The sequence below is a fragment of the Thermodesulfovibrionia bacterium genome (genome assembly GCA_030646035.1).
GTDB lineage: Bacteria > Nitrospirota > Thermodesulfovibrionia > UBA6902 > UBA6902 > JACQZG01.
Window position 1 is genome coordinate 1 of record JAUSMY010000046.1, and the last position, 19,006, is coordinate 19,006.

Below are 19,006 nucleotides of genomic sequence, written 5' to 3' on the forward strand. Positions count from 1 at the left end.
GGTACGCGAGCTGGGTTCAGAACGTCGTGAGACAGTTCGGTCCCTATCTGTTGTGGTCGTTGGAGACTTGAGAGGAGCTGTCCTTAGTACGAGAGGACCGGGATGGACGGACCTCTGGTGTTCCAGTTGTCGCGCCAGCGGCAATGCTGGGTAGCTATGTCCGGACGGGATAACCGCTGAAAGCATCTAAGCGGGAAGCCCACCTCAAGATTAGGTCTCCCTCACGCTTAAGCGTGACTGAAGATCAGTGGTAGACTACCACATTGATAGGCTGGGTGTGTAAGTTCGGTGACGGATTGAGCTAACCAGTACTAATAGATCGTGAGCCTTGACCTCATTACTCAAATTCTAACAGTTATTAAATAATAGTTTTATTATTCCATAAGCCCACAGACAAGTGGGTTTTTTTTTGTAAAAATTTTGCAATTCAACTATCTGTAAATATACATTTTTCTTAATAGAAGATTTTTATTATTAAAATTCTTGTTTTTTACTCTAATTTCAGATATAATCTCAAGTTATACATCCCATAATTCAATATAAGCTTATGAAAGAACGAGATATAGTAGACGAAATAATTGAAATAGGTAAGAAGAAAGGCGTCTTAACGTATGATGAGATAAACGAGGCCCTTCCTTCTGAATTTTTCAGTCCTGATGAAATTGAAGATCTCATGGATCTTCTGCAGGATATGGGCATTGATATTGTTGATGAAGAAGCACAGCCATTGGAGAAGGAAGAGGTCCAGGGATATGAGAAGACAGAGGATCTTGTCCAGGCGTACTTTCATTCCATGGGAGACATCTCCATACTCACTAAAGCGGAGGAGGTTGAGCTTGCCAAGAAACTTGAGGAAGGAAAAGGTATCATTGCTGAAATCATCTTAAATCTTCCCATAACAAAGAAAATTGAAAAGACCATTCCTTTTGATGCTGAGGTGTTTGAGGAGGAATCTGAGAGGATTGACGTGGTTGTTGACCTCGCCTTAAGTAGGATCAGAGCCATGGTTGATGAGGTGAGATCATCAAATAAAAAAATGAAGAAGTATGGCGGTTCACTTAAGGCCTTAGGTTTAATGATAAAACATGAAAAAAGCAAAAAGAGGGTTAGACATTCTTTGCTTCTGGAAATGGAAGAGACAGCAAGCAAGGCGAGGAAAGCATTCAAGAAGATAGAGTCAGAGGTGGGGATTAAGATAGACAACCTTTTATTAATGTGGGACAGGATCTTTAAAGTTCAAGCATTTGTTCATGAGGCCAAGGGTGAGCTTATCACCAGAAATCTAAGACTTGTAGTTAACATTGCAAAAAATTATGTAGGCAGAGGATTGCCTCTTCTGGATCTTATACAGGAAGGCAATATCGGGCTTATGAAAGCTGTTGATAAATTTAAGTATGAAAAAGGTTATAAATTCAGTACGTATGCAACGTGGTGGATAAGGCAGGCAATTACAAGGGCGCTGATAGATCAGACCAAGACTATAAGGGTGCCTGTTCATATGATGGAGTTTTATAACAGGGTTACAAAGGCATCAAGAGAGCTCACTCAGGAACTTGGAAGAGAGCCGACCAATGAAGAGATTGGAAAGAAACTTGAAGTCACCACAAAGAAAGTCGAGGATGTTTTTAGGGCTATCCAGGATCCTATTGCGCTTCAGACTCCTGTTGGTGATGAAGATACCGAACTTGAAGATTTCATAGGGGACAAAAACAGCCCTTCACCTTATACAGAAGCTGAGAAAAAAGAGGTATCCGGTTATATCAAGAAAGTACTTGGTACCCTTACTCCGAAAGAGGAGAAGGTAATTAGAATGAGGTTTGGTATCGGAGTAGACAGGGATCATACACTTGAAGAGGTCGGCAGGCATCTTGCAATCACCAGAGAAAGGGTAAGGCAGATAGAAGCAAAGGCTTTGAGAAAACTTAAGCACCCTACAAGGTTGAAGGCGCTTAAGACTTTGGTAAGTACCTAAAAAATTATTTATAATGTAGATATAAAAAAGGGGAGCAGAATTCTGCTCCCCTTTTTTTATTCGGTTTATTAGTGATTATGCAGTAATTATTTCTTCCCCCATGTATCGCCTGTCATCACTTCCTGCTGGATATCAAGTATAATGGCAGCCGCAGTATTGGATCTTGTGGATATAACCTGTAAAGTACCCATCGGAGCATTGTCCTGAATTGAAAAGACATCACCTGGTTCAAGACCGTCTTCAGAACCTTTGTCGAGATAAACAATATCGCCTTTATACGAAATATGGTTGTCAAGCTTTGACCCTACGATATAGCCATGAATGTCAGGAGTTCTTGCTGTCATGAGACGTGCAGGCGGAGGGCATCCAATATATGCCATTAGATTATCACCGTCGTCAACATGATCATATTCTTCAATGATTATAGCTTTAGTAGTGTTATTCTCAATCCCTACAACTTCAAGCAGACCTGTCACCTTAACCTGATATCCAAGTTTGCTGCCAGTCTTTGGATGTTTGATTTCCTTCATCTTTCTTATAGATAAGAACATATCACCAACCGAAACTTCGTTTCCGATTTTCAGAAATACAGTTTCGGTCTTCCCGAAAAGATTTCTTCCTCTATTAGTAAAAAATACTTCTCCGAGACTCTGATATTCATTTGACACCCACCCGGTTGAGACGTAGGTGTTTTTGTCTACAATATATTCAATTTCAGGTTTGGAAGATTCTGCTATGACAGGTTTGAACTCCGGGAAGTCCAGTTCAAGCTCATCAGTAGCAGTCTTATCTCCCGTATTTTGTGTATCCTTGGTCAAGCGCATAAGTTCTTCTGGAATCCATATCTTGCTTCCGGGATAGATGAGGTCAGGATTGGCAATTTGAGGATTGGCATGCCAAAGCTTTGGCCATAACATAGGTTCTTTCAGTTCGTTATTAGAGATATCCCAGAGCGTATCGCCTTTTATTATGATATAGTTTTTTGATTCTGTATCATCTGCACTCGCATAGTTAATAATAAGCCCGAATACAATGACCAGTAATAATGCTCTTATCTTCATTTGGATTCCTCCATGGAATTTAATCTGTAGTTACAATATATCATAAAATAATATTATATTGAAGCTAAGTTGAATATTCAGCGTTAATCTTTATGTATTTTTCAGTTAGGTCACATGTAAGGATGCTGGCACATCGTTTACCAAGGCCGATGTTTACAGTAATGTTTATCTCTTTATTGGCGAATAAATTTCGTGATATCTTAGTCTTGCTGTTTCTGATCCCATTGCTTACGATCTTGCATTTATTGATATAAATTTCTATCTTGTTTTCATTGATGTCAACTCCGGCATATCCTATGGCAGATATTATCCTGCCCCAGTTCGGGTCTTGCCCGTATATGGCTGTCTTGACAAGCATAGAGCTGGCGATTGCCCTGGCAATATCTTCGGCATCCTCTTCCGTTTTTGCCCCTTTGACCTTAACCTCGATTAGTTTTGTTGCGCCTTCACCGTCTATCGCTATCATTTTTGCAAGATTATATGTGAGTTCAATCAATGCATCTTCAAAGACTTTGTAGTCAGATGATTTTCGGGTTATCGGGATATTGCCGAGCATTCCGTTGGCCATGATCATTACAGTATCGTTTGTGCTCATATCATTGTCCACTACCAGTCTGTTGAATGATTGTTTTACAGCTGCTTTAAGGGCGTAGTCGAGAGCTTTTGGTGTAATATCTATATCAGTGACGATATAGCTCAGCATTGTTGCCATATTCGGAGAGATCATACCTGACCCCTTGGCTATGCCTGCAATAGTTCCGACCTTGCTGCCGATTCTTATCTTTTTTGAAACCACCTTAGGAAAAGTATCGGTGGTCATTATGGCTAAAGAGATCCTATCTAATGAAAGAGGGGAAAGCATTTTCACAGCATCCGGTATCGCCTTTCTTATCTTTGCCATCGGAAGCGGGATTCCTATTATTCCTGTTGATGATACATAGACAAGATTGTTTCTGATTCCCAGTTCCTTTGCTGTAAGTCTTGTCATCTCAGATGCGTCTTTTAAACCTGTTTCACCTGTGCATGCATTGGCGTTGCCGCTGTTTATAATTATGGCTTGGCCCTTTCCGGATCTTATTCGTTTTATATCAAGCTTGACAGGAGCTGCTTTAACCTTATTGGTAGTGAAGACGCCTGCTATATTTGCCGGCTTTTCTGAAAATATAATTCCGAGGTCAGGTTTATTTGTCTTCTTTTTAATTCCGACAGATATGCCTGAGAACATAAATCCAGGGACAAGGAGTTTCTTATTAACAGATGGCTTGCGCATTAAGGAAATATGGGAAGGGTGTGAAGACCCTCTGTCTCATCGAAGCCGGACATTATATTCATGTTCTGAACAGCTTGGCCTGAAGCCCCTTTCAGAAGGTTGTCGATTGCGCTTATAATGATGAGTGTATTATGGCTATGGCTTCGCTTGTCAAGGAATACAGATATGTCGCAGAAGTTGCTTCCTTTTACAGCCTTTGTGGTCGGATAAATTCCATTATTAAGAACTCTGACAAAAGGTTCGTTTTTATAAAAGTTCCTGTAGATCTGCTGAATCTTTGACAGGTTCATGCCGTCTTTAATGCGGATGTAAGTGGTGCTGAGCATCCCCCTGTCCATAGGGATCAGGTGCGGAGTGAAAATTATCTTGATCTTCTTCCCTGAAATATGATTCAGCTCCTGCTCTATTTCAGGAGTATGTCTATGGTTGCTTACAGCATATGCTTTGACAGACTCATTTACTTCACAGAACATGAAGGGTTGTGAAGGATTTCTGCCAGCTCCTGAGACACCTGATTTTGAATCTATAATAATGGAATCAGTATCAACAAAATCTTTGTTAATTATAGGAGCCAGGGCAAGGACTATAGATGTAGGGTAACAGCCAGGGTTAGCGATTATCGATGCAGATCTTATCTTTTCCCTATTGACCTCGGGAAGGCCGTAAACAGCTTTTTTGAGAAGGGGCTGACAGATATGTTTGGTGCCGTACCACTTCTGATATGTTCTGGCGCTCTTCAGTCTGAAGTCAGCTGAAAGGTCTATAACCTTTTTACCTGCTTCATGAAGATATGCAACAACCGGCTGAGAGGTCTTGTGAGGGAGACAGAGAAAAAAGAGATCGGCTTTGTTTGTAAGTGTTGCAAGATGCAGTTTTTCAAGCTTGAGAATGGAATCTCTTGAGTGAAGGAATAGATCAGATATGGATGAACCTGCCAGACGTTCTGAAGTGACAGCTGCTATCTTGACATGCGGGTGGTGCTGCAGAATCCTGAAGAGTTCACCACCTGTATATCCACTGCCTCCTAAGATAGCAACTTTTAACATTTAAAGACCGTATGTGTAATCAGTTATGAGTGATATTAATAAAAGCTTCAGATAGAAATCTAACTAGATACGCAATACGCTTCACTGGTCACGGTTTATTAATTATCTCTTTGAGAACTGGAAGCGTGCCCTTGCACCCTTTTGGCCGTACTTCTTTCTCTCGACCGCACGTGGGTCTCTCGTTAAGAAGCCCTCTTTTTTAAGCGGTCCCCTGAAATCGGAATTGATCTTAATGAGCGCTCTGGCTATGCCGTGCTTGATAGCGCCGGCCTGTCCGGTTACTCCTCCGCCCTTTACCCTGACATTGACATCATACTTGCCGTTGACCGCAACAGAATTTAACGGCTGAAGAACTATCATCTTCATTGTATCTAAAGGAAAATACTCCACAAGTGGTTTTTTGTTGATTGTGATATTTCCGGGGCCAGGTTTCAGGAAAACTTGCGCAATAGAATTTTTTCTTCTTCCGGTTGCGTTATATAATATCTCTGCCATGTTCTAAAAAACTCCTTATTTGGTCAAAGTTAATGGTTCAGGATTTTGTGCTACATGAGGATGGTCTGTGCCGCTGTAGACCTTTAGTTTCTTTATCTGTTCCCTGCCGAGAGTATTTTTAGGAAGCATCCCGCGGATCGCAGTGGTAAGGAGCTTTTCAGGGTTAAGCTTTATAAGGTCTTTTGCGGTCTCTTTCTTTATTCCACCCGGATAACCGGTGTGGTGATAGTATACCTTCTGCACAAGCTTGTTGCCTGTAAGCTGGATCTTGCCGGCATTTATGATGATAACACCATCACCTGTATCAGCATTAGGGGTGTATATTGGTTTGGTCTTGCCTCTGAGCACTGAAGCTACCCTTGAAGCCAGCCTTCCCAGTACCTGCCCATCAGCATCAACAACATACCATTTTGTGTCTACATCGCTCTTTTTTGTAAATACAGTTTTCATATTTCCTCAGATCTAAATATAGTAAATTATTTGAACATATATATTATGTTATATGTTCTTTATTTGTCAATAAGTCAGGAAGGATAACATAATAAAAACATTAAGGCGTTATTTAATGCTTAGTGTAGAGGATCATGCCCTGTCACAAGGTTGGCAGGACAGTTTTGCCCAGTCCACATCTTCCATCTCGTGGATGTATTCCTGAATTGAATAACTTTGTCTGCAATCCATGCAGTTCAGACTTGTCCCTCTTCAGCCGATGGAGAGCTTAAGCGGCCCTCCGCAGGCATTGCATTTAAAACGGTCCTTTTCTTCACTCTTCATTCCCTAACTCCCAAAAGTATAGTGTAACTGTATAAAACTTTAACACATTCACAGCTAAAGAGGCAAAGCGGAATAATATAATAACTTAAACGACAGTCAATCTATTTCTTGAGCCCCAATACATCCTGCATGTCGTACAAATCCGGTTCTTTACCGGCAACCCACAGGGCTGCTTTGATGGCACCGCCTGCGAATGTGTCCCTGCTTGATGCCTTGTGAGTTATCTCGATCCTTTCGCCGATACCGCCGAATAGTACAGTATGATCACCTACAATATCACCGGCCCGGATGGTCTGCATCCCGATCTCTTTTTTTGTCCTTTCGCCTATGATCCCTTTTCTCGTATAGACAGCGGTCTTTTCAAGATCCCTCCCAAGGGCATCAGCGAGGACCTGTGCAAGGCGTATGGCAGTGCCTGATGGGGCATCTTTCTTAAGTCTGTGGTGTGCTTCTATGACCTCAACATCATAGTCATCTCCAAGGACCTCGGCGATATCCTTAAGTATTTTCAAAAGAAGATTGATCCCGACGCTCATATTAGGCGAAAGCACACATGGGATCTTATCAGTATGGGACTTGATAGAAGCCGTTTGCTCAAATGTAAGCCCTGTTGTTCCTATGACCATTGCGATGCCTTTTGCAGCAGCGGCCTTAGTTATTGCCACAGTTGTTTCAGGATTGGAGAAATCGATCAGCACATCGGCTTTTTCTTTGATGTCATTAAGATCAGCTGAAAGTGTAACGCCGATATTCCCGATCCCTGCCGTCTCCCCGATATCAGAGCCGATCTTTGGATGGCCCTTATACTCGAGTGCCCCGACGATCTTTATCTCATCATGGTCATTTGCAAGCGCAAGTATTCTTTTCCCCATTTTCCCTGCAGCACCGGATATAATTATATTAACCATTTAATTCTCCTTTTCTGATGGATCTGATTCGTCATCAAGCTTTCCCTCTATTTTATATTCTCCGGACGCCCATTTGCCGAGGTCGATAAGCTTGCACCTCTCGGAACAGAAGGGCCTGTGAGGGTTTTCCTCCCATGTTGTATCCTTTTTGCAATATGGGCATTTAATCTTCATCAACCGCTCCATCAAATACCTTCACTGCAGGACCTGTCATATATACGTGGTTGTCTTTTTTTGACCAGTCAATGAGAAGCTTACCGCCTTTAAGATGGATAGTGACCCTTCTATCAGCAAGTTCAAGAAGTGAGGCGGCTACCGCAACCGCTGATGCTCCAGTGCCGCATGCCATGGTCTCGCCTGCGCCTCTTTCCCATACCCGCATCTTGATATTCTTCCTGTTCAGGATTTGTATAAACTCGACATTAGTCCTTTTCGGAAAGAGTTTGTGATTCTCTATTTCAGGGCCGATAGTTTCAACAGGAGCAGAATCAACATCCTTCACAACAATAACAGCATGCGGATTTCCCATTGATACGCAGGTAATCCTAAAGGTTTTATCTTTCAGCTTTAGGGGATGGTCAATAATAGTTGATGGTTTAAGCTTCACAGGTATTTTTTCAGGGTCTAAAATCGGCTCTCCCATATCAACCTTGATCAGTGAACCTGCCTTTTCTGGATACATTATACCTGCAAGAGTTTCTATCGCCAGCTTTTCACTTCCGATATTATTGTCCCATATATATTTCGCAAGGCATCTTATGCCGTTGCCGCACATCTCGACCTCTGAGCCGTCGGCATTGATGATGCCCATCTTAAAGTCAGCCTTTTTAGAGCTGCCGAGGATGATCAATTGATCAGCTCCGATTCCGAACCTGCGGTCGCAGAGTTTAAGCGCAAGCTTCTTCAGGTTTTTGATCCTGCCATTCCTGTTGTCAATGACAACAAAGTCATTGCCGAGCCCGTGCATTTTAGTGAATGCGAGTTTCATTTTAAAAACTCCGGTATCTTGATGCCTCTCTCAAGGACCTTGTTGTCTTCTCTCTCTCTGATGACAAAGTATTTATCGCCCTTGACTATGACTTCAGCAATCCTCGGCCTGCTGTTGTAGGTTGAACTCATTGTAAAGCCGTATGCGCCCGCGCTCATCACTGCGAGCAGGTCGCCGGGCATGACACGGTTCATCGTTCTGTTCTTGCCGAGAAAATCGCCTGATTCACATATTGGGCCTACGATATCCGTTGAGACCTTCTTGCGGCTATTCTTTTTGACCGGGATAATATTATGGAATGCATTATATAGGCTCGGCCTGATCAGGTCGTTCATGCCTGCGTCTACAACTGCGAACTCTTTATCCGCATGCTCTTTTATATAAAGCGCCTTTGTCACAAGTATCCCGGCATTGCCTGCGATAGATCTTCCCGGCTCAAGTATAAGGTTGAAGTCATATTTATTAAGAAGAGGAAGTATCGCCTTTGAGAGGTCTTTGGGATGAGGAGGTTCTTCATTATTATAAGGTATCCCGAGCCCGCCGCCTATGTCGAGGTTCTTTATATTGATACCTTTTGCTCTCAGGCTATCAGCAAGTATGAGGATCTTCTTTAAGGCGTCAACGAACGGCCTTATTTGAGTTATCTGGGAACCGATGTGCTTATGTATTCCGAGTATCTCAATATTTGAAAGCCTCTTTGCAAGGGCATAGTGTTCAAGGGCGTCTTTGATGGGGATGCCGAACTTGCTCTCTTTTAATCCGGTTGATATATATGGATGTGTCTTTGGGTCGATGTCAGGGTTGACCCTGAGTGCTATCGGAGCTTTGACATTCAGTTTTTTCGCGACCCTGTTTATCGCCTTCAGCTCGTCAAATGATTCGACATTGAACATGAGTATCTTTGAATTAAGCGCATAAGTTATCTCATCATCAGTCTTGCCGACGCCTGCATAGACTATCTTCTTTGCAGGGATCCCAGCCTTCAATGCAAGGTAAAGCTCACCGCCTGATACGACGTCCGCGCCTGAACCATTCTTTGCAAGGAGCTTCAGTATCGCAAGGTTGGAGTTTGCCTTAAGCGCAAAACAGATTATATGACTGCGGCCGTCAAAAGCATCTTTGTAGGCGTTCAGGTGCCTGAGGAAGGTATCATGGCTGTAGATGTATACCGGAGTGCCGATCTCTCTGGCTATCCTTTCAACCGGAACATTTTCAGCGTAGAGTTTTGAATTTTTATATTTAAAGTCATGCATGAGTTATAATCTTCCTATGGATCTTAAAGAAAAGGCTCTTAAAACTATAAAGAGATATTCGATGCTTCAACATGGAGACAGTCTTCTCATAGGGCTGTCCGGCGGTCCTGACTCTGTCTGCTTAACGGTTATTTTAGATGAACTCAAGGACAATTTCAATCTCTCTCTGCACGCCCTTTATGTAAACCACGGCCTGCGTCCCAAAGAGAACATTGAGGAAGAGGCATTTTGCAGACGCCTTTGTGATGATCTGGGTATAAAGTTTTATGTTGAGCCTGTTGAGACAAGGCAGCATTCAGAGTCAAATAAGCTTAATCTTCAGGAGGCTGCCAGAGAGCTGCGGTATGATGCGTTTGAGAGGATTGCTTATAAGGTTAATGCCGCATGTATTGCAATCGCACATAACGCGGATGATCAGGCAGAGACGGTCTTGATGAGGCTCATTAGAGGAGCAGGCAGAAAAGGGCTCTCAGGAATGCCGCCTGTGCGCGGAAGCATTATCAGGCCTTTGATAGATATTGAGAGAAAGGATATAGAATCATTCCTCTCCCGGAAAAATATTTCATATATGACAGATTCTTCCAACCTGAAAAGAGACTACTCACGCAATCGGCTGCGGCTGGAGATATTTCCTTTGCTGAAGGATGAGAACCCTTCTGTAATAGAGAGCATCAACAGGACAGCTGAGATATTAAGGGGTGAGGATGAATACCTTGAGATAAAGACCACAAAGACGATGATGAGGCTTATCACAAGAAAGACAGATGAGTCGATCGAGCTTTTTCTTATCCCTCTGATGAACATTGAGAAAGCGATTTTGAGAAGGGTGCTTCGGAGGGTGCTGGCTGAGATAGGCGCTGAAAGGGGCATTGAACTGGTTCATATCGATGACATCATCCATCTTGTTAAGGAGTGCAAGAGCGGTGATATGATAAACCTTCCCAAAGGCATCAGGGCGTTAAAAGGGTACTCAACGCTTCTCTTTACCAGAGAGACGACTGAAGGCATTAAGACGCAGAATATTGATATTCCGGGCGAGATAATCTTGGGTGAAAACGGTTTAAGGCTTTTGGCGCAACTGGTTGATAAACCAGAAGAAACAGATGGGAGGTATATTGCTGTCCTTGACTATGGCAGCCTCACCTTGCCGCTTCAGGTTCGCATGAGAAAGGACGGGGATTTCTTTTATCCCGCAGGCTTTGGCAAGAGAAAGAAGCTTCAGGATTTCTTTGTGGATGAGAAGGTTCCAAGGGAGCAGAGAGACACTGTGCCTATCATTGTTTCAGGAGCAGATATCATCTGGGTCGCAGGCTGCAGAATGGATGAAAGGTTTAAGGCAAAAGAGGGGACAAGGAAGTTCCTGGTTCTGAAGGTCGTTTCTGCATGACTTGCCCGACAGCCTGTTCCGCCTGTATATTAGATAACTATGAATTACATCTATATTGAAAACGAGACAGGGCTTCAATTATATCTGAAGAAGTTTAAAGAGAAGGGGCTTCATATTATCGCCCTGGATATTGAGGCAGAGTCTAACCTCCACGCCTATGGTGAGAGGTTATGCCTGGTGCAGATATTTGACGGAGTGGACAGTGTCATCATTGATCCGTTGAATATCGGCAAGGACACACTCAAAATGCTCTTTGAGGATTCAAGCATCCTGAAGATGATGTATGACGCTGGCAGTGATCTCTCCTTGCTCAAGAACTCAGCTAACATAGATATAAAATCGATATTAGACCTTAGGCCGGCTACAGAGCTGCTCGAATATGAGAAGAAGGACCTTCATTCCATAATCGCTTTTGAACTCGGCATCGTGCTCGAAGAGAAGAGGAAGTATCAGCAGCATAACTGGATAAACAGGCCTATAGAGGAAGAGGCGATACATTATGCGCTCAATGATGTGATACATCTCTTTGCATTGAAGGATATCATTCTGGCAAAGCTCTACGCCAAGAAGCTGATGGAGCCGTTCTTCCTGAAGAACCTTCAGATCCAGAACAAGGATTACACCAGAGACCCTGAGGACAAGTACAGAAAGATCAGCGGATACAGCAGGCTTCAGTATAAGGAGAAGGCTGTCTTCAGAAAGGTCTTTGATATCAGGGACAAGTACGCAGAGATGTATGACATGCCGCCTCACAGCGTTATTCAGAAGGGTGACCTGATCCAGATAGTCTATGACCTGCATTTCATTGATAAGATCCGGTTCTCAAGAAAGGTCAGTAATGAGTCGGTGAAGGAGATAGTGCGGGAGTTGAAGAAGGCGGTTAAGGGGCAGTAATCTATTAAGTTTTAACCTCAAGACAGATTTCCCAGTTAACTGCCTATTTGTGTGTATGTTATTGTATACTATACACATCATGGAGGTGGTAAAATATGCAGGCAGCAAAAGTAAGAAAACAGTTTCTTCTTGAACCCGGCAAAATCGAGATGGTCAGGCGGATTACCCATGCCGCTACCGATACAGAGGCAATCAATAAAGCCCTTGATATGGTGATTGCCAACGAGAAAATTCATAAAGCGCTTGCCGGAGTAAAGGGTAAGGGGAAGATAGAGGACATTTTTGGCAGAATATCCGCTTAAGGTTATCTGCGACACCTCGATATATATCCCTTTTATAAATCAGGGAATCGCGCATCCTGCGGTTTTCAATGAGACATCCGCGCCATTACTATACATGAGTTCGGTTGTCGTTTCTGAACTTTACGCCGGAGCGCATGACAGCCAGTCCATTAAGCTTCTGGACAAGTTGTATCACACCTTTCAGAATGTCGGAAGACTGATAGTCCCCAACGACGAGGACTGGCGTCAAACCGGCGGCATCATCGCGAAGAACAGAAAAAAATACAGGTATGACTCAACATATCTTTCCCGTCTGCAAAATGATATTCTTATCGCCTGCTCTGCCCGGAGAATCGGAGCGTTTGTGCTTACAAAAAATGAAAAGGATTTTGTGAGAATACGTGAGTTTGTGGATTTTCGTATCTATGGGCGGTAAGGGAAAGGTCAGCAATGAGTCGGTGAAAGAGATAGTGCGGGAGTTGAAGAAGGCGGTTAAGGGGCAGTAACTCCGTCTTTTTTTATCCCCACTTTGTAAAAGGGGGGTCAGGGGGGATTTCACAATACTTTAAATCTTCTCCATCTTGTCATTCCCGCCCCCTATTAAAAATCCAGAGCCTTTGCTTTCCCGCTTCCGTTCACCCATTTTTCTTGAGTAAAATTAACCAGCTGCGTATATAATAACGGGAAAGCAAGAGACGACAATGACGCAATTTATAAAGATTTACATCTTCATGGGATTAATCTAATAACTATGTCTTTTAACGAAAATACCAGAGTAAAAATCCCTGCAATATTGCACCTGTGCAAATTGGGGTATGACTACCTCTCTCTATCAAGGGCGAAGCGGGATGAAAGCACCAATATTTTCACTGACATTTTTGCCGAAAGCATTCGTCGCATTAACCCCGATATTGACGCAAGCGAGGTAAAAAGGGTTTTCGAGGATGTATCGCTGGCTTTAGACAATGAAGATTTGGGAGAGGCATTTTCCAAGATGCTTAATGCGACTTCAGGGGTTAAGCTGATTGACTTCAAAAACTTTAGCAATAACTCATTCCATGTTGTTACCGAGCTTACTTATAAAAATGGCGATGATGAATTTCGACCGGATATAACTCTTTTAGTGAATGGGATGCCTCTTGCGTTTGTAGAGGTGAAAAAACCGAATAATCATGAAGGTATTCTTGCTGAAAGAGACCGGATCAATACCCGATTCAAAAACAAGAAGTTCCGAAAATTCATTAACATTTCGCAAGTCCTTGTCTTCTCAAATAACATGGAGTATGACACGGAATCCATAGAACCCATTCAAGGTGCGTTCTATTCTTCAACCGCCTATTCTAATGCGAACTTTAACTGTTTCAGAGAAGAAGAAAAATTTGATTTAGCGAAGCTGCTTAAGCCAGAGGATGATGAGCTGGAAAATTTTATATTAAAGGACAATAACCTTACTGCTATTAAACACTCTCCTGAATTCATCACCAATAAAGACCCACACAATCCTACCAATCGCATATTGACTTCCTTATTTTGCAAAGACCGTCTTGCAATGCTGTTGAAGTATAGCTTTGCTTATGTTCATAGTGAGACCGGTCTTGAGAAGCACATTATGCGTTATCCGCAATTCTTTGCTACCAAGGCGATTGAACGCACGCTTGAAAGCGGTATTAAAAAAGGAATTATCTGGCACACACAGGGAAGCGGGAAGACGGCGCTTGCATTTTATAATGTTCAATACTTAACAGATTATTTTCAGCGCAAAGGTGTTGTGCCTAAATTCTATTTTATAGTTGACCGCATTGACCTGATGAATCAGGCAAGTCGTGAATTCAAGAGCCGTGGCTTAACTGTTCATACGGTTAATTCAAAAGAAGAACTGGTAATTAATTTTAGATTAAAACAGGCGATACATAATTTTAGCGGGAAACGAGAGATCACCGTAGTTAATATTCAGAAATTTAAAGACGATACCGACGTATTAAAGGCTGACGATTATGACATCAAGACTCAGCGGGTTTACTTCCTTGATGAAGTTCACCGCAGCTATAACCCGACAGGAAGTTTTTTAGCCAACCTAATTAGCTCAGATAGAGATGCTGTTTTGATTGGCTTGACGGGAACTCCTCTTATTGGAAGTGACAGACGTTCCCGCGACACCTTCGGAGGCTACATCCATACTTATTATTACAACGCCTCTATCGCTGATGGTTATACACTGAAACTAATTCGTGAAGGCATTGAGACGAAATATAAAATTCAATTAGAACAGGCTCTGAAAGAAGTTGAGATTTTAAAAGGCGACGCGGATAAACGAATTATTTACGCTCATAAAAAGTTTGCAGAACCCATGCTTGACTATATTGTTCAGGACTTCTTAAAAAGCAGAATACGATTTGGAGACGATACAATTGGCGGAATGGTTGTTTGTGACAGTGCAGATCAGGCAAAGAAATTATTTGAGATCTTCATGGACAAATATAATGCAATTCAAAAAGTATGTGAACCGGCTCAATCTTATCCAAAGGTAGCAGAATCACGTACTGAATATAATGACAGCCTGACAGCCGCCTTAATATTACATGATATCGGCACCAAAGATGACCGCAAAAGAGAAGTAGAAGATTTTAAAGATGGGAAAATTGATTTCCTGTTTGTCTACAACATGCTGCTCACAGGCTTTGATGCTAAACGCCTGAAGAAACTTTATATCGGACGGATCATAAAAGACCATAATTTATTGCAGATGCTCACAAGGGTAAATCGTCCCTATAAACAATTTAGATATGGTTACGTTGTTGATTTTGCGGATATACGCAATGAATTTGACGCCACCAATAAAGCCTATCTGGACGAGTTGCAATTAGAGCTTGGCGATGAAATGAATACATATTCCAACCTCTTTAAATCTAGAGAAGAGATTGAAGAAGAGATTAAAGACATCAAGGAAGCGCTCTTTCATTACGATTTAAACAATGCTGAATTATTCTCACAGCAGATCAGTCAGATTCAAGACCGTAAAAAGGTTTTAGAGATCAAGAAGGCTTTAGAGAACGCAAGAAATCTTTACAACATCATCCGGCTCTATGGCCATTTTGAATTACTGGAGAAAGTTGATTTTAAGAAATTAAACCAACTGCTCAATGAGACCGCAAGACATTTGGATCTGCTGAACCTGAAAGAAGCTGTTGAGAACAATGTAGACACTACGAACCTGCTGAATGTAGCACTGGAAAATGTGCTCTTTATGTTCCGCAAGGTATCAGAATCAGAAATGGTAATTGCCGATCAACTAAAAGATATGCTTAGCAAAACCCGTGAAGCGTTAAATGGGAATTTTGATCCGGCAGACCCTGAATTTATTTCTTTATATGAAGAACTAAAGCGGTTATTTAACAAGAAGAATCTGGATGAAATTTCACAGGATGACATGAAAAATAACATCGGCTCTTTGCAGCAGATATTTGATAAGGTCACTGAACTCAACCGTAAGAATAACCTGCTAAAAGCTAAATACGAGAATGACGCTAAATATGCCCGCACTCATAAACGCATATTGGAAAAAGGCAATATCTCCAAAAGAGAGAGTGAAATATGCGACACGCTGATGGACATAAAGAAACAGACTGACGAGAGAGTATTGATCAATACAAAATTATTAGAGAATGAAAGTTATTTTGAACAACTGCTGATGCAGATGGTGATTGGTAGTTTTGAAAAAGTTAAAATTGAACTGGAGCCGGACTCAGCCAGATATATTAATGCCGCTTTGGCAAAGGAATATATGAGAGAATATCAGGGAACGCAACGATGGTAACTCAGGATTTTACAGCACAAACAAAAGAACTGATTGACAGCCTGAAGGGTGTTTGCACCTCTTATGGTTTGGGAAATGATGGGAATGAATTTAAGATCATCACACAGGTGTTTCTTTATAAGTTCATGAATGACAAGTTCAGCCATGAAGTAAAAAGGCTTGATCCCAAATTGAAGAACGCGGAGAACTGGGAGCAGGAGATCGCCAAATACTCGGACAAGCAATATGATATGCTCCTGATGAAGATGAGCGCTGACAGCGCCAAACTCAAAAGTGAACATTACTTATCATCTCTGCACAATAAACAGAATCAAGAGGAATTTGCGAAACTCTTTGATGACACATTGCGTGACATAGCCATCTTCAACAATGAAATATTCTCGGTCAAAACAGGCACAGGCGCAAAGATCACGTTGTTTGATGAACTGAGTAATTACATCACAGACAGCTCACAACGGGACAATTTCTGCCGCGCCATCATCAACCCGCTGGTGAATTTCAGCTTTGAGAAGATCTTCGATCAGAAGTTCGACTTCTTCTCTACTATTTTTGAATACCTGATCAAGGATTACAACAAAGACGGCGGCGGGAAGTATGCTGAATACTTCACGCCTCATGCGGTTTCAAAGATCATGGCCTCCATATTGGTGGATAAGCCTGTTAAGAATGTTACATGCTACGATCCAGCGGCAGGTTCGGGTACTTTGCTGATGAATCTGGCTCATGCTATTGGCGAAGACCGCTGTACTATTTATTCTCAGGATATTTCTCAGAAGTCGAGCAGTATGCTGCGATTAAATTTGATCTTAAATAACCTGGTGCACTCTATTCAGAATATTATTCAAGGCAATACATTAAAAGAACCTTATCACAAGGTTAGCAACAAGTTGATGACCTTTGATTACATTGCATCAAATCCGCCTTTTAAACTGGATTTTAGCGACTTCAGAAATGATCTGGACTCCAAGCAAAACCATGACCGCTTTTTTGCAGGCATTCCAAAGATAACGCCTAAGAGTAAAGACAAGATGGCAATCTATCTGCTTTTTATTCAGCACATTATCTTTTCACTGTCTTCTAAAGGTAAAGCAGCTGTTGTTGTGCCTACCGGATTTATCACTGCGCAAAGCGGTATTGAAAAGAAGATCCGTGAGAAGCTGGTAGAAGAGAAGATGCTGCGCGGTGTGTTATCTATGCCGAGCAATATTTTCGCTACTACAGGCACGAATGTGTCCATATTATTTTTAGACAAAGCCAATACCAAAGGCGATATTGTGCTGATGGACGCATCTAAGCTCGGCACTACCGTAAAGGAAGGCAAGAATCAGAAAACCCTGCTCTCATCTGAAGAGGAAGATTTAATCATTAATACCTTTAATAAACACAAAGCCGTAGAGGATTTCACGGTTGTGGTTTCTTATGAGCAGATCAAAGAGAAGAACTACTCCTTTAGCGCGGGACAGTATTTTGATGTGAAGATTGAATACACCGACATTACTCCCAAGCAATTCACCGCCAAGATGGACGGCTTCAAGAAGAGTCTGGATTCACTGTTTGCAGAGTCGAAGGATTTGGAGAAGGAAATCAAGAAGCAATTGGGCGGATTGAAGTATGGGTAAACTGGCAGTAACTACCCTGCGAGATAAAATCAAAATTAAGCATGGCTTCGCGTTCAAAGGTGAACTCTTTTCTTCAGAGGGAGATTATGTTGTATTAACGCCTGGTAATTTTCATGAAACTGGAGGCTTCAAGTTTGACCCAAGTAAAGCAAAGTTTTACAGTGGAGAGATACCGTCAGATTACATTTGCAATCAAGGTGATTTGATAGTTGCAATGACTGAACAAGCCGAAGGCTTATTAGGTAGTTCTGCAATTGTTCCAGAAGATAATCGCTTCCTTCATAATCAACGAATTGGCTTGGTAACAGTGGATAGCAATGAAATTGACAAATTATTCCTGTATCACTTGTTAAATACCAAAAGCGTTCGCCGACAACTCAGTAGCAGTTCTTCTGGCTCAAAAGTAAAGCATACTTCCCCCGACAGAATATATGATGTAATTGTTAGTCTTCCATCTCTTCCCACCCAGCAAAAGATCGCCGCAGTCCTCTCCGCACTGGACGCAAAAATCGAACTCAACCAGCGCATCAACGTCGAGCTGGAGTCTATGGCAAAAACATTGTACGACTATTGGTTTGTGCAGTTTGATTTTCCCAATGCTAAAGGCAAATCCTACAAAACCAGTGGCGGGAAGATGGTCTGGAATGAGGAGTTGAAGAGAGAGATTCCGGAGGGGTGGGAAGTAGGTACACTATTAGACATTGCTGATTACATGAACGGCTTGCCCTGTCAAAAATTTAGACCAACAGGTAAAGGGTTCTTGCGAGTTATCAAAATAAAAGAAATGCGAGATGGTCTTACTGAAAATTCCGAACTTGTCAGACCTGACATTCCCGAAAAAGCAATAATTGAAAACGGTGATGTTCTGTTTTCATGGTCTGCTTCCTTGGAAGTACAAATATGGTCTGGCGGAAAAGGCGCACTCAACCAACATATTTTCAAAGTAATATCTGAGAAATACCCTAAATCGTTTTACTTCTACCAATTGATAAATTATTTACAGCACTTCAAGATGATGGCTGAAAACCGCAAGACTACAATGGGGCACATTACACAAGATCATCTTAAACAAAGTCGCATTGTGCTTCCTCCCAAAAAGTTGACGGAAGACCTCGAAAAGATAATAGCGCCTATCTTCGAGAAGAAGATAAATAATGAAATCGAAAAACAACATCTGACGGAACTCCGCGACTGGCTCCTGCCGATGCTGATGAACGGTCAGGTGAAGGTAAATTAAAGCAAGA

General features: G+C 42.1%; 17 protein-coding genes and 1 rRNA gene. 9 read left to right on the forward strand and 9 right to left on the reverse strand.

What is annotated here, in order from left to right:
* Both Q7U10_06925 and Q7U10_06930 read left to right on the forward strand, forming a co-directional pair.
* A 23S ribosomal RNA gene (locus Q7U10_06925) occupies positions 1 to 336 on the forward strand; the annotation flags it as partial.
* A 211-nt stretch (positions 337 to 547) separates the two neighbouring features.
* The gene (locus Q7U10_06930) at positions 548 to 1,972 is read left to right on the forward strand and encodes a sigma-70 family RNA polymerase sigma factor (protein ID MDO8282340.1); all 1,425 of its coding nucleotides are present in this window, start codon (positions 548 to 550) and stop codon (positions 1,970 to 1,972) included.
* Positions 1,973 to 2,058: 86 nt separating this feature from the next.
* On the opposite strand, the gene Q7U10_06935 is transcribed toward Q7U10_06930, so the two are convergent.
* From Q7U10_06935 to lysA, 9 genes are all read right to left on the reverse strand, one after another.
* Positions 2,059 to 3,033, reverse strand: a complete 975-nt coding sequence (locus Q7U10_06935; protein MDO8282341.1) for a LysM peptidoglycan-binding domain-containing protein — start codon at positions 3,031 to 3,033, stop codon at positions 2,059 to 2,061.
* A gap of 64 nt (positions 3,034 to 3,097) precedes the next feature.
* Positions 3,098 to 4,303 carry a bifunctional glutamate N-acetyltransferase/amino-acid acetyltransferase ArgJ gene (argJ, locus tag Q7U10_06940; protein ID MDO8282342.1) on the reverse strand — a complete coding sequence of 402 codons (1,206 nt, stop codon included), beginning with the start codon at positions 4,301 to 4,303 and terminating at the stop codon, positions 3,098 to 3,100.
* On the reverse strand, positions 4,303 to 5,349 hold the full coding sequence (argC, locus tag Q7U10_06945) for an N-acetyl-gamma-glutamyl-phosphate reductase (protein MDO8282343.1): 1,047 nt from the start codon (positions 5,347 to 5,349) through the stop codon (positions 4,303 to 4,305). Before argC ends, argJ begins: the two co-directional genes overlap by 1 nt.
* A gap of 102 nt (positions 5,350 to 5,451) precedes the next feature.
* Positions 5,452 to 5,844 (reverse strand): 30S ribosomal protein S9, encoded by a 393-nt coding sequence (gene rpsI / locus Q7U10_06950; protein MDO8282344.1) that lies wholly within the window; start codon positions 5,842 to 5,844, stop codon positions 5,452 to 5,454.
* Between the two features lie 15 nt (positions 5,845 to 5,859).
* A complete protein-coding gene (rplM, locus tag Q7U10_06955; GenBank protein MDO8282345.1) occupies positions 5,860 to 6,294 on the reverse strand; it encodes a 50S ribosomal protein L13 in 435 nt (144 codons plus the stop codon).
* 425 nt (positions 6,295 to 6,719) lie between these two features.
* Complete coding sequence (gene dapB / locus Q7U10_06960) at positions 6,720 to 7,526, reverse strand: 4-hydroxy-tetrahydrodipicolinate reductase (GenBank protein ID MDO8282346.1); 807 nt, start codon at positions 7,524 to 7,526, stop codon at positions 6,720 to 6,722.
* A complete protein-coding gene (locus Q7U10_06965) occupies positions 7,527 to 7,712 on the reverse strand; it encodes a DNA gyrase inhibitor YacG (GenBank protein ID MDO8282347.1) in 186 nt (61 codons plus the stop codon).
* Entirely contained in the window at positions 7,690 to 8,514 is an 825-nt protein-coding gene (gene dapF, locus Q7U10_06970) for a diaminopimelate epimerase (GenBank protein MDO8282348.1), read from the reverse strand. The genes Q7U10_06965 and dapF overlap by 23 nt, the downstream gene beginning before the upstream one ends.
* Positions 8,511 to 9,767, reverse strand: a complete 1,257-nt coding sequence (gene lysA, locus Q7U10_06975) for a diaminopimelate decarboxylase (protein ID MDO8282349.1) — start codon at positions 9,765 to 9,767, stop codon at positions 8,511 to 8,513. Before lysA ends, dapF begins: the two co-directional genes overlap by 4 nt.
* Positions 9,768 to 9,783: 16 nt before the next feature.
* Between lysA and tilS the strand changes: the two genes are divergently transcribed.
* The 7 genes from tilS to Q7U10_07010 all read left to right on the forward strand — a co-directional run bounded on the left by tilS (position 9,784) and on the right by Q7U10_07010 (position 18,999).
* A complete protein-coding gene (gene tilS, locus Q7U10_06980) occupies positions 9,784 to 11,154 on the forward strand; it encodes a tRNA lysidine(34) synthetase TilS (protein MDO8282350.1) in 1,371 nt (456 codons plus the stop codon).
* 39 nt (positions 11,155 to 11,193) lie between these two features.
* Complete coding sequence (locus tag Q7U10_06985) at positions 11,194 to 12,048, forward strand: hypothetical protein (GenBank protein MDO8282351.1); 855 nt, start codon at positions 11,194 to 11,196, stop codon at positions 12,046 to 12,048.
* A gap of 95 nt (positions 12,049 to 12,143) precedes the next feature.
* Positions 12,144 to 12,350 (forward strand): hypothetical protein, encoded by a 207-nt coding sequence (locus Q7U10_06990; protein MDO8282352.1) that lies wholly within the window; start codon positions 12,144 to 12,146, stop codon positions 12,348 to 12,350.
* Positions 12,331 to 12,765, forward strand: coding sequence for a type II toxin-antitoxin system VapC family toxin (locus tag Q7U10_06995; protein ID MDO8282353.1), 435 nt, complete (start codon positions 12,331 to 12,333; stop codon positions 12,763 to 12,765). Before Q7U10_06990 ends, Q7U10_06995 begins: the two co-directional genes overlap by 20 nt.
* A 315-nt stretch (positions 12,766 to 13,080) precedes the next feature.
* Complete coding sequence (locus tag Q7U10_07000; GenBank protein ID MDO8282354.1) at positions 13,081 to 16,143, forward strand: type I restriction endonuclease; 3,063 nt, start codon at positions 13,081 to 13,083, stop codon at positions 16,141 to 16,143.
* The gene (locus Q7U10_07005; GenBank protein ID MDO8282355.1) at positions 16,137 to 17,762 is read left to right on the forward strand and encodes a class I SAM-dependent DNA methyltransferase; all 1,626 of its coding nucleotides are present in this window, start codon (positions 16,137 to 16,139) and stop codon (positions 17,760 to 17,762) included. Before Q7U10_07000 ends, Q7U10_07005 begins: the two co-directional genes overlap by 7 nt.
* On the forward strand, positions 17,755 to 18,999 hold the full coding sequence (locus Q7U10_07010; GenBank protein MDO8282356.1) for a restriction endonuclease subunit S: 1,245 nt from the start codon (positions 17,755 to 17,757) through the stop codon (positions 18,997 to 18,999). The genes Q7U10_07005 and Q7U10_07010 overlap by 8 nt, the downstream gene beginning before the upstream one ends.
* Positions 19,000 to 19,006: the final 7 nt, after the last annotated feature.

Coding starts and splice junctions, on each gene's coding strand:
- Q7U10_06930 (MDO8282340.1), top strand. CDS start 548: ATGAAAGAACGAGATATAGTAGACGAAATAATTGAAATAGGTAAGAAG.
- Q7U10_06935 (MDO8282341.1), bottom strand. CDS start 3,033: ATGAAGATAAGAGCATTATTACTGGTCATTGTATTCGGGCTTATTATT.
- argJ (MDO8282342.1), bottom strand. CDS start 4,303: ATGCGCAAGCCATCTGTTAATAAGAAACTCCTTGTCCCTGGATTTATG.
- argC (MDO8282343.1), bottom strand. CDS start 5,349: ATGTTAAAAGTTGCTATCTTAGGAGGCAGTGGATATACAGGTGGTGAA.
- rpsI (MDO8282344.1), bottom strand. CDS start 5,844: ATGGCAGAGATATTATATAACGCAACCGGAAGAAGAAAAAATTCTATT.
- rplM (MDO8282345.1), bottom strand. CDS start 6,294: ATGAAAACTGTATTTACAAAAAAGAGCGATGTAGACACAAAATGGTAT.
- dapB (MDO8282346.1), bottom strand. CDS start 7,526: ATGGTTAATATAATTATATCCGGTGCTGCAGGGAAAATGGGGAAAAGA.
- Q7U10_06965 (MDO8282347.1), bottom strand. CDS start 7,712: ATGGAGCGGTTGATGAAGATTAAATGCCCATATTGCAAAAAGGATACA.
- dapF (MDO8282348.1), bottom strand. CDS start 8,514: ATGAAACTCGCATTCACTAAAATGCACGGGCTCGGCAATGACTTTGTT.
- lysA (MDO8282349.1), bottom strand. CDS start 9,767: ATGCATGACTTTAAATATAAAAATTCAAAACTCTACGCTGAAAATGTT.
- tilS (MDO8282350.1), top strand. CDS start 9,784: ATGGATCTTAAAGAAAAGGCTCTTAAAACTATAAAGAGATATTCGATG.
- Q7U10_06985 (MDO8282351.1), top strand. CDS start 11,194: ATGAATTACATCTATATTGAAAACGAGACAGGGCTTCAATTATATCTG.
- Q7U10_06990 (MDO8282352.1), top strand. CDS start 12,144: ATGCAGGCAGCAAAAGTAAGAAAACAGTTTCTTCTTGAACCCGGCAAA.
- Q7U10_07000 (MDO8282354.1), top strand. CDS start 13,081: ATGTCTTTTAACGAAAATACCAGAGTAAAAATCCCTGCAATATTGCAC.
- Q7U10_07005 (MDO8282355.1), top strand. CDS start 16,137: ATGGTAACTCAGGATTTTACAGCACAAACAAAAGAACTGATTGACAGC.
- Q7U10_07010 (MDO8282356.1), top strand. CDS start 17,755: ATGGGTAAACTGGCAGTAACTACCCTGCGAGATAAAATCAAAATTAAG.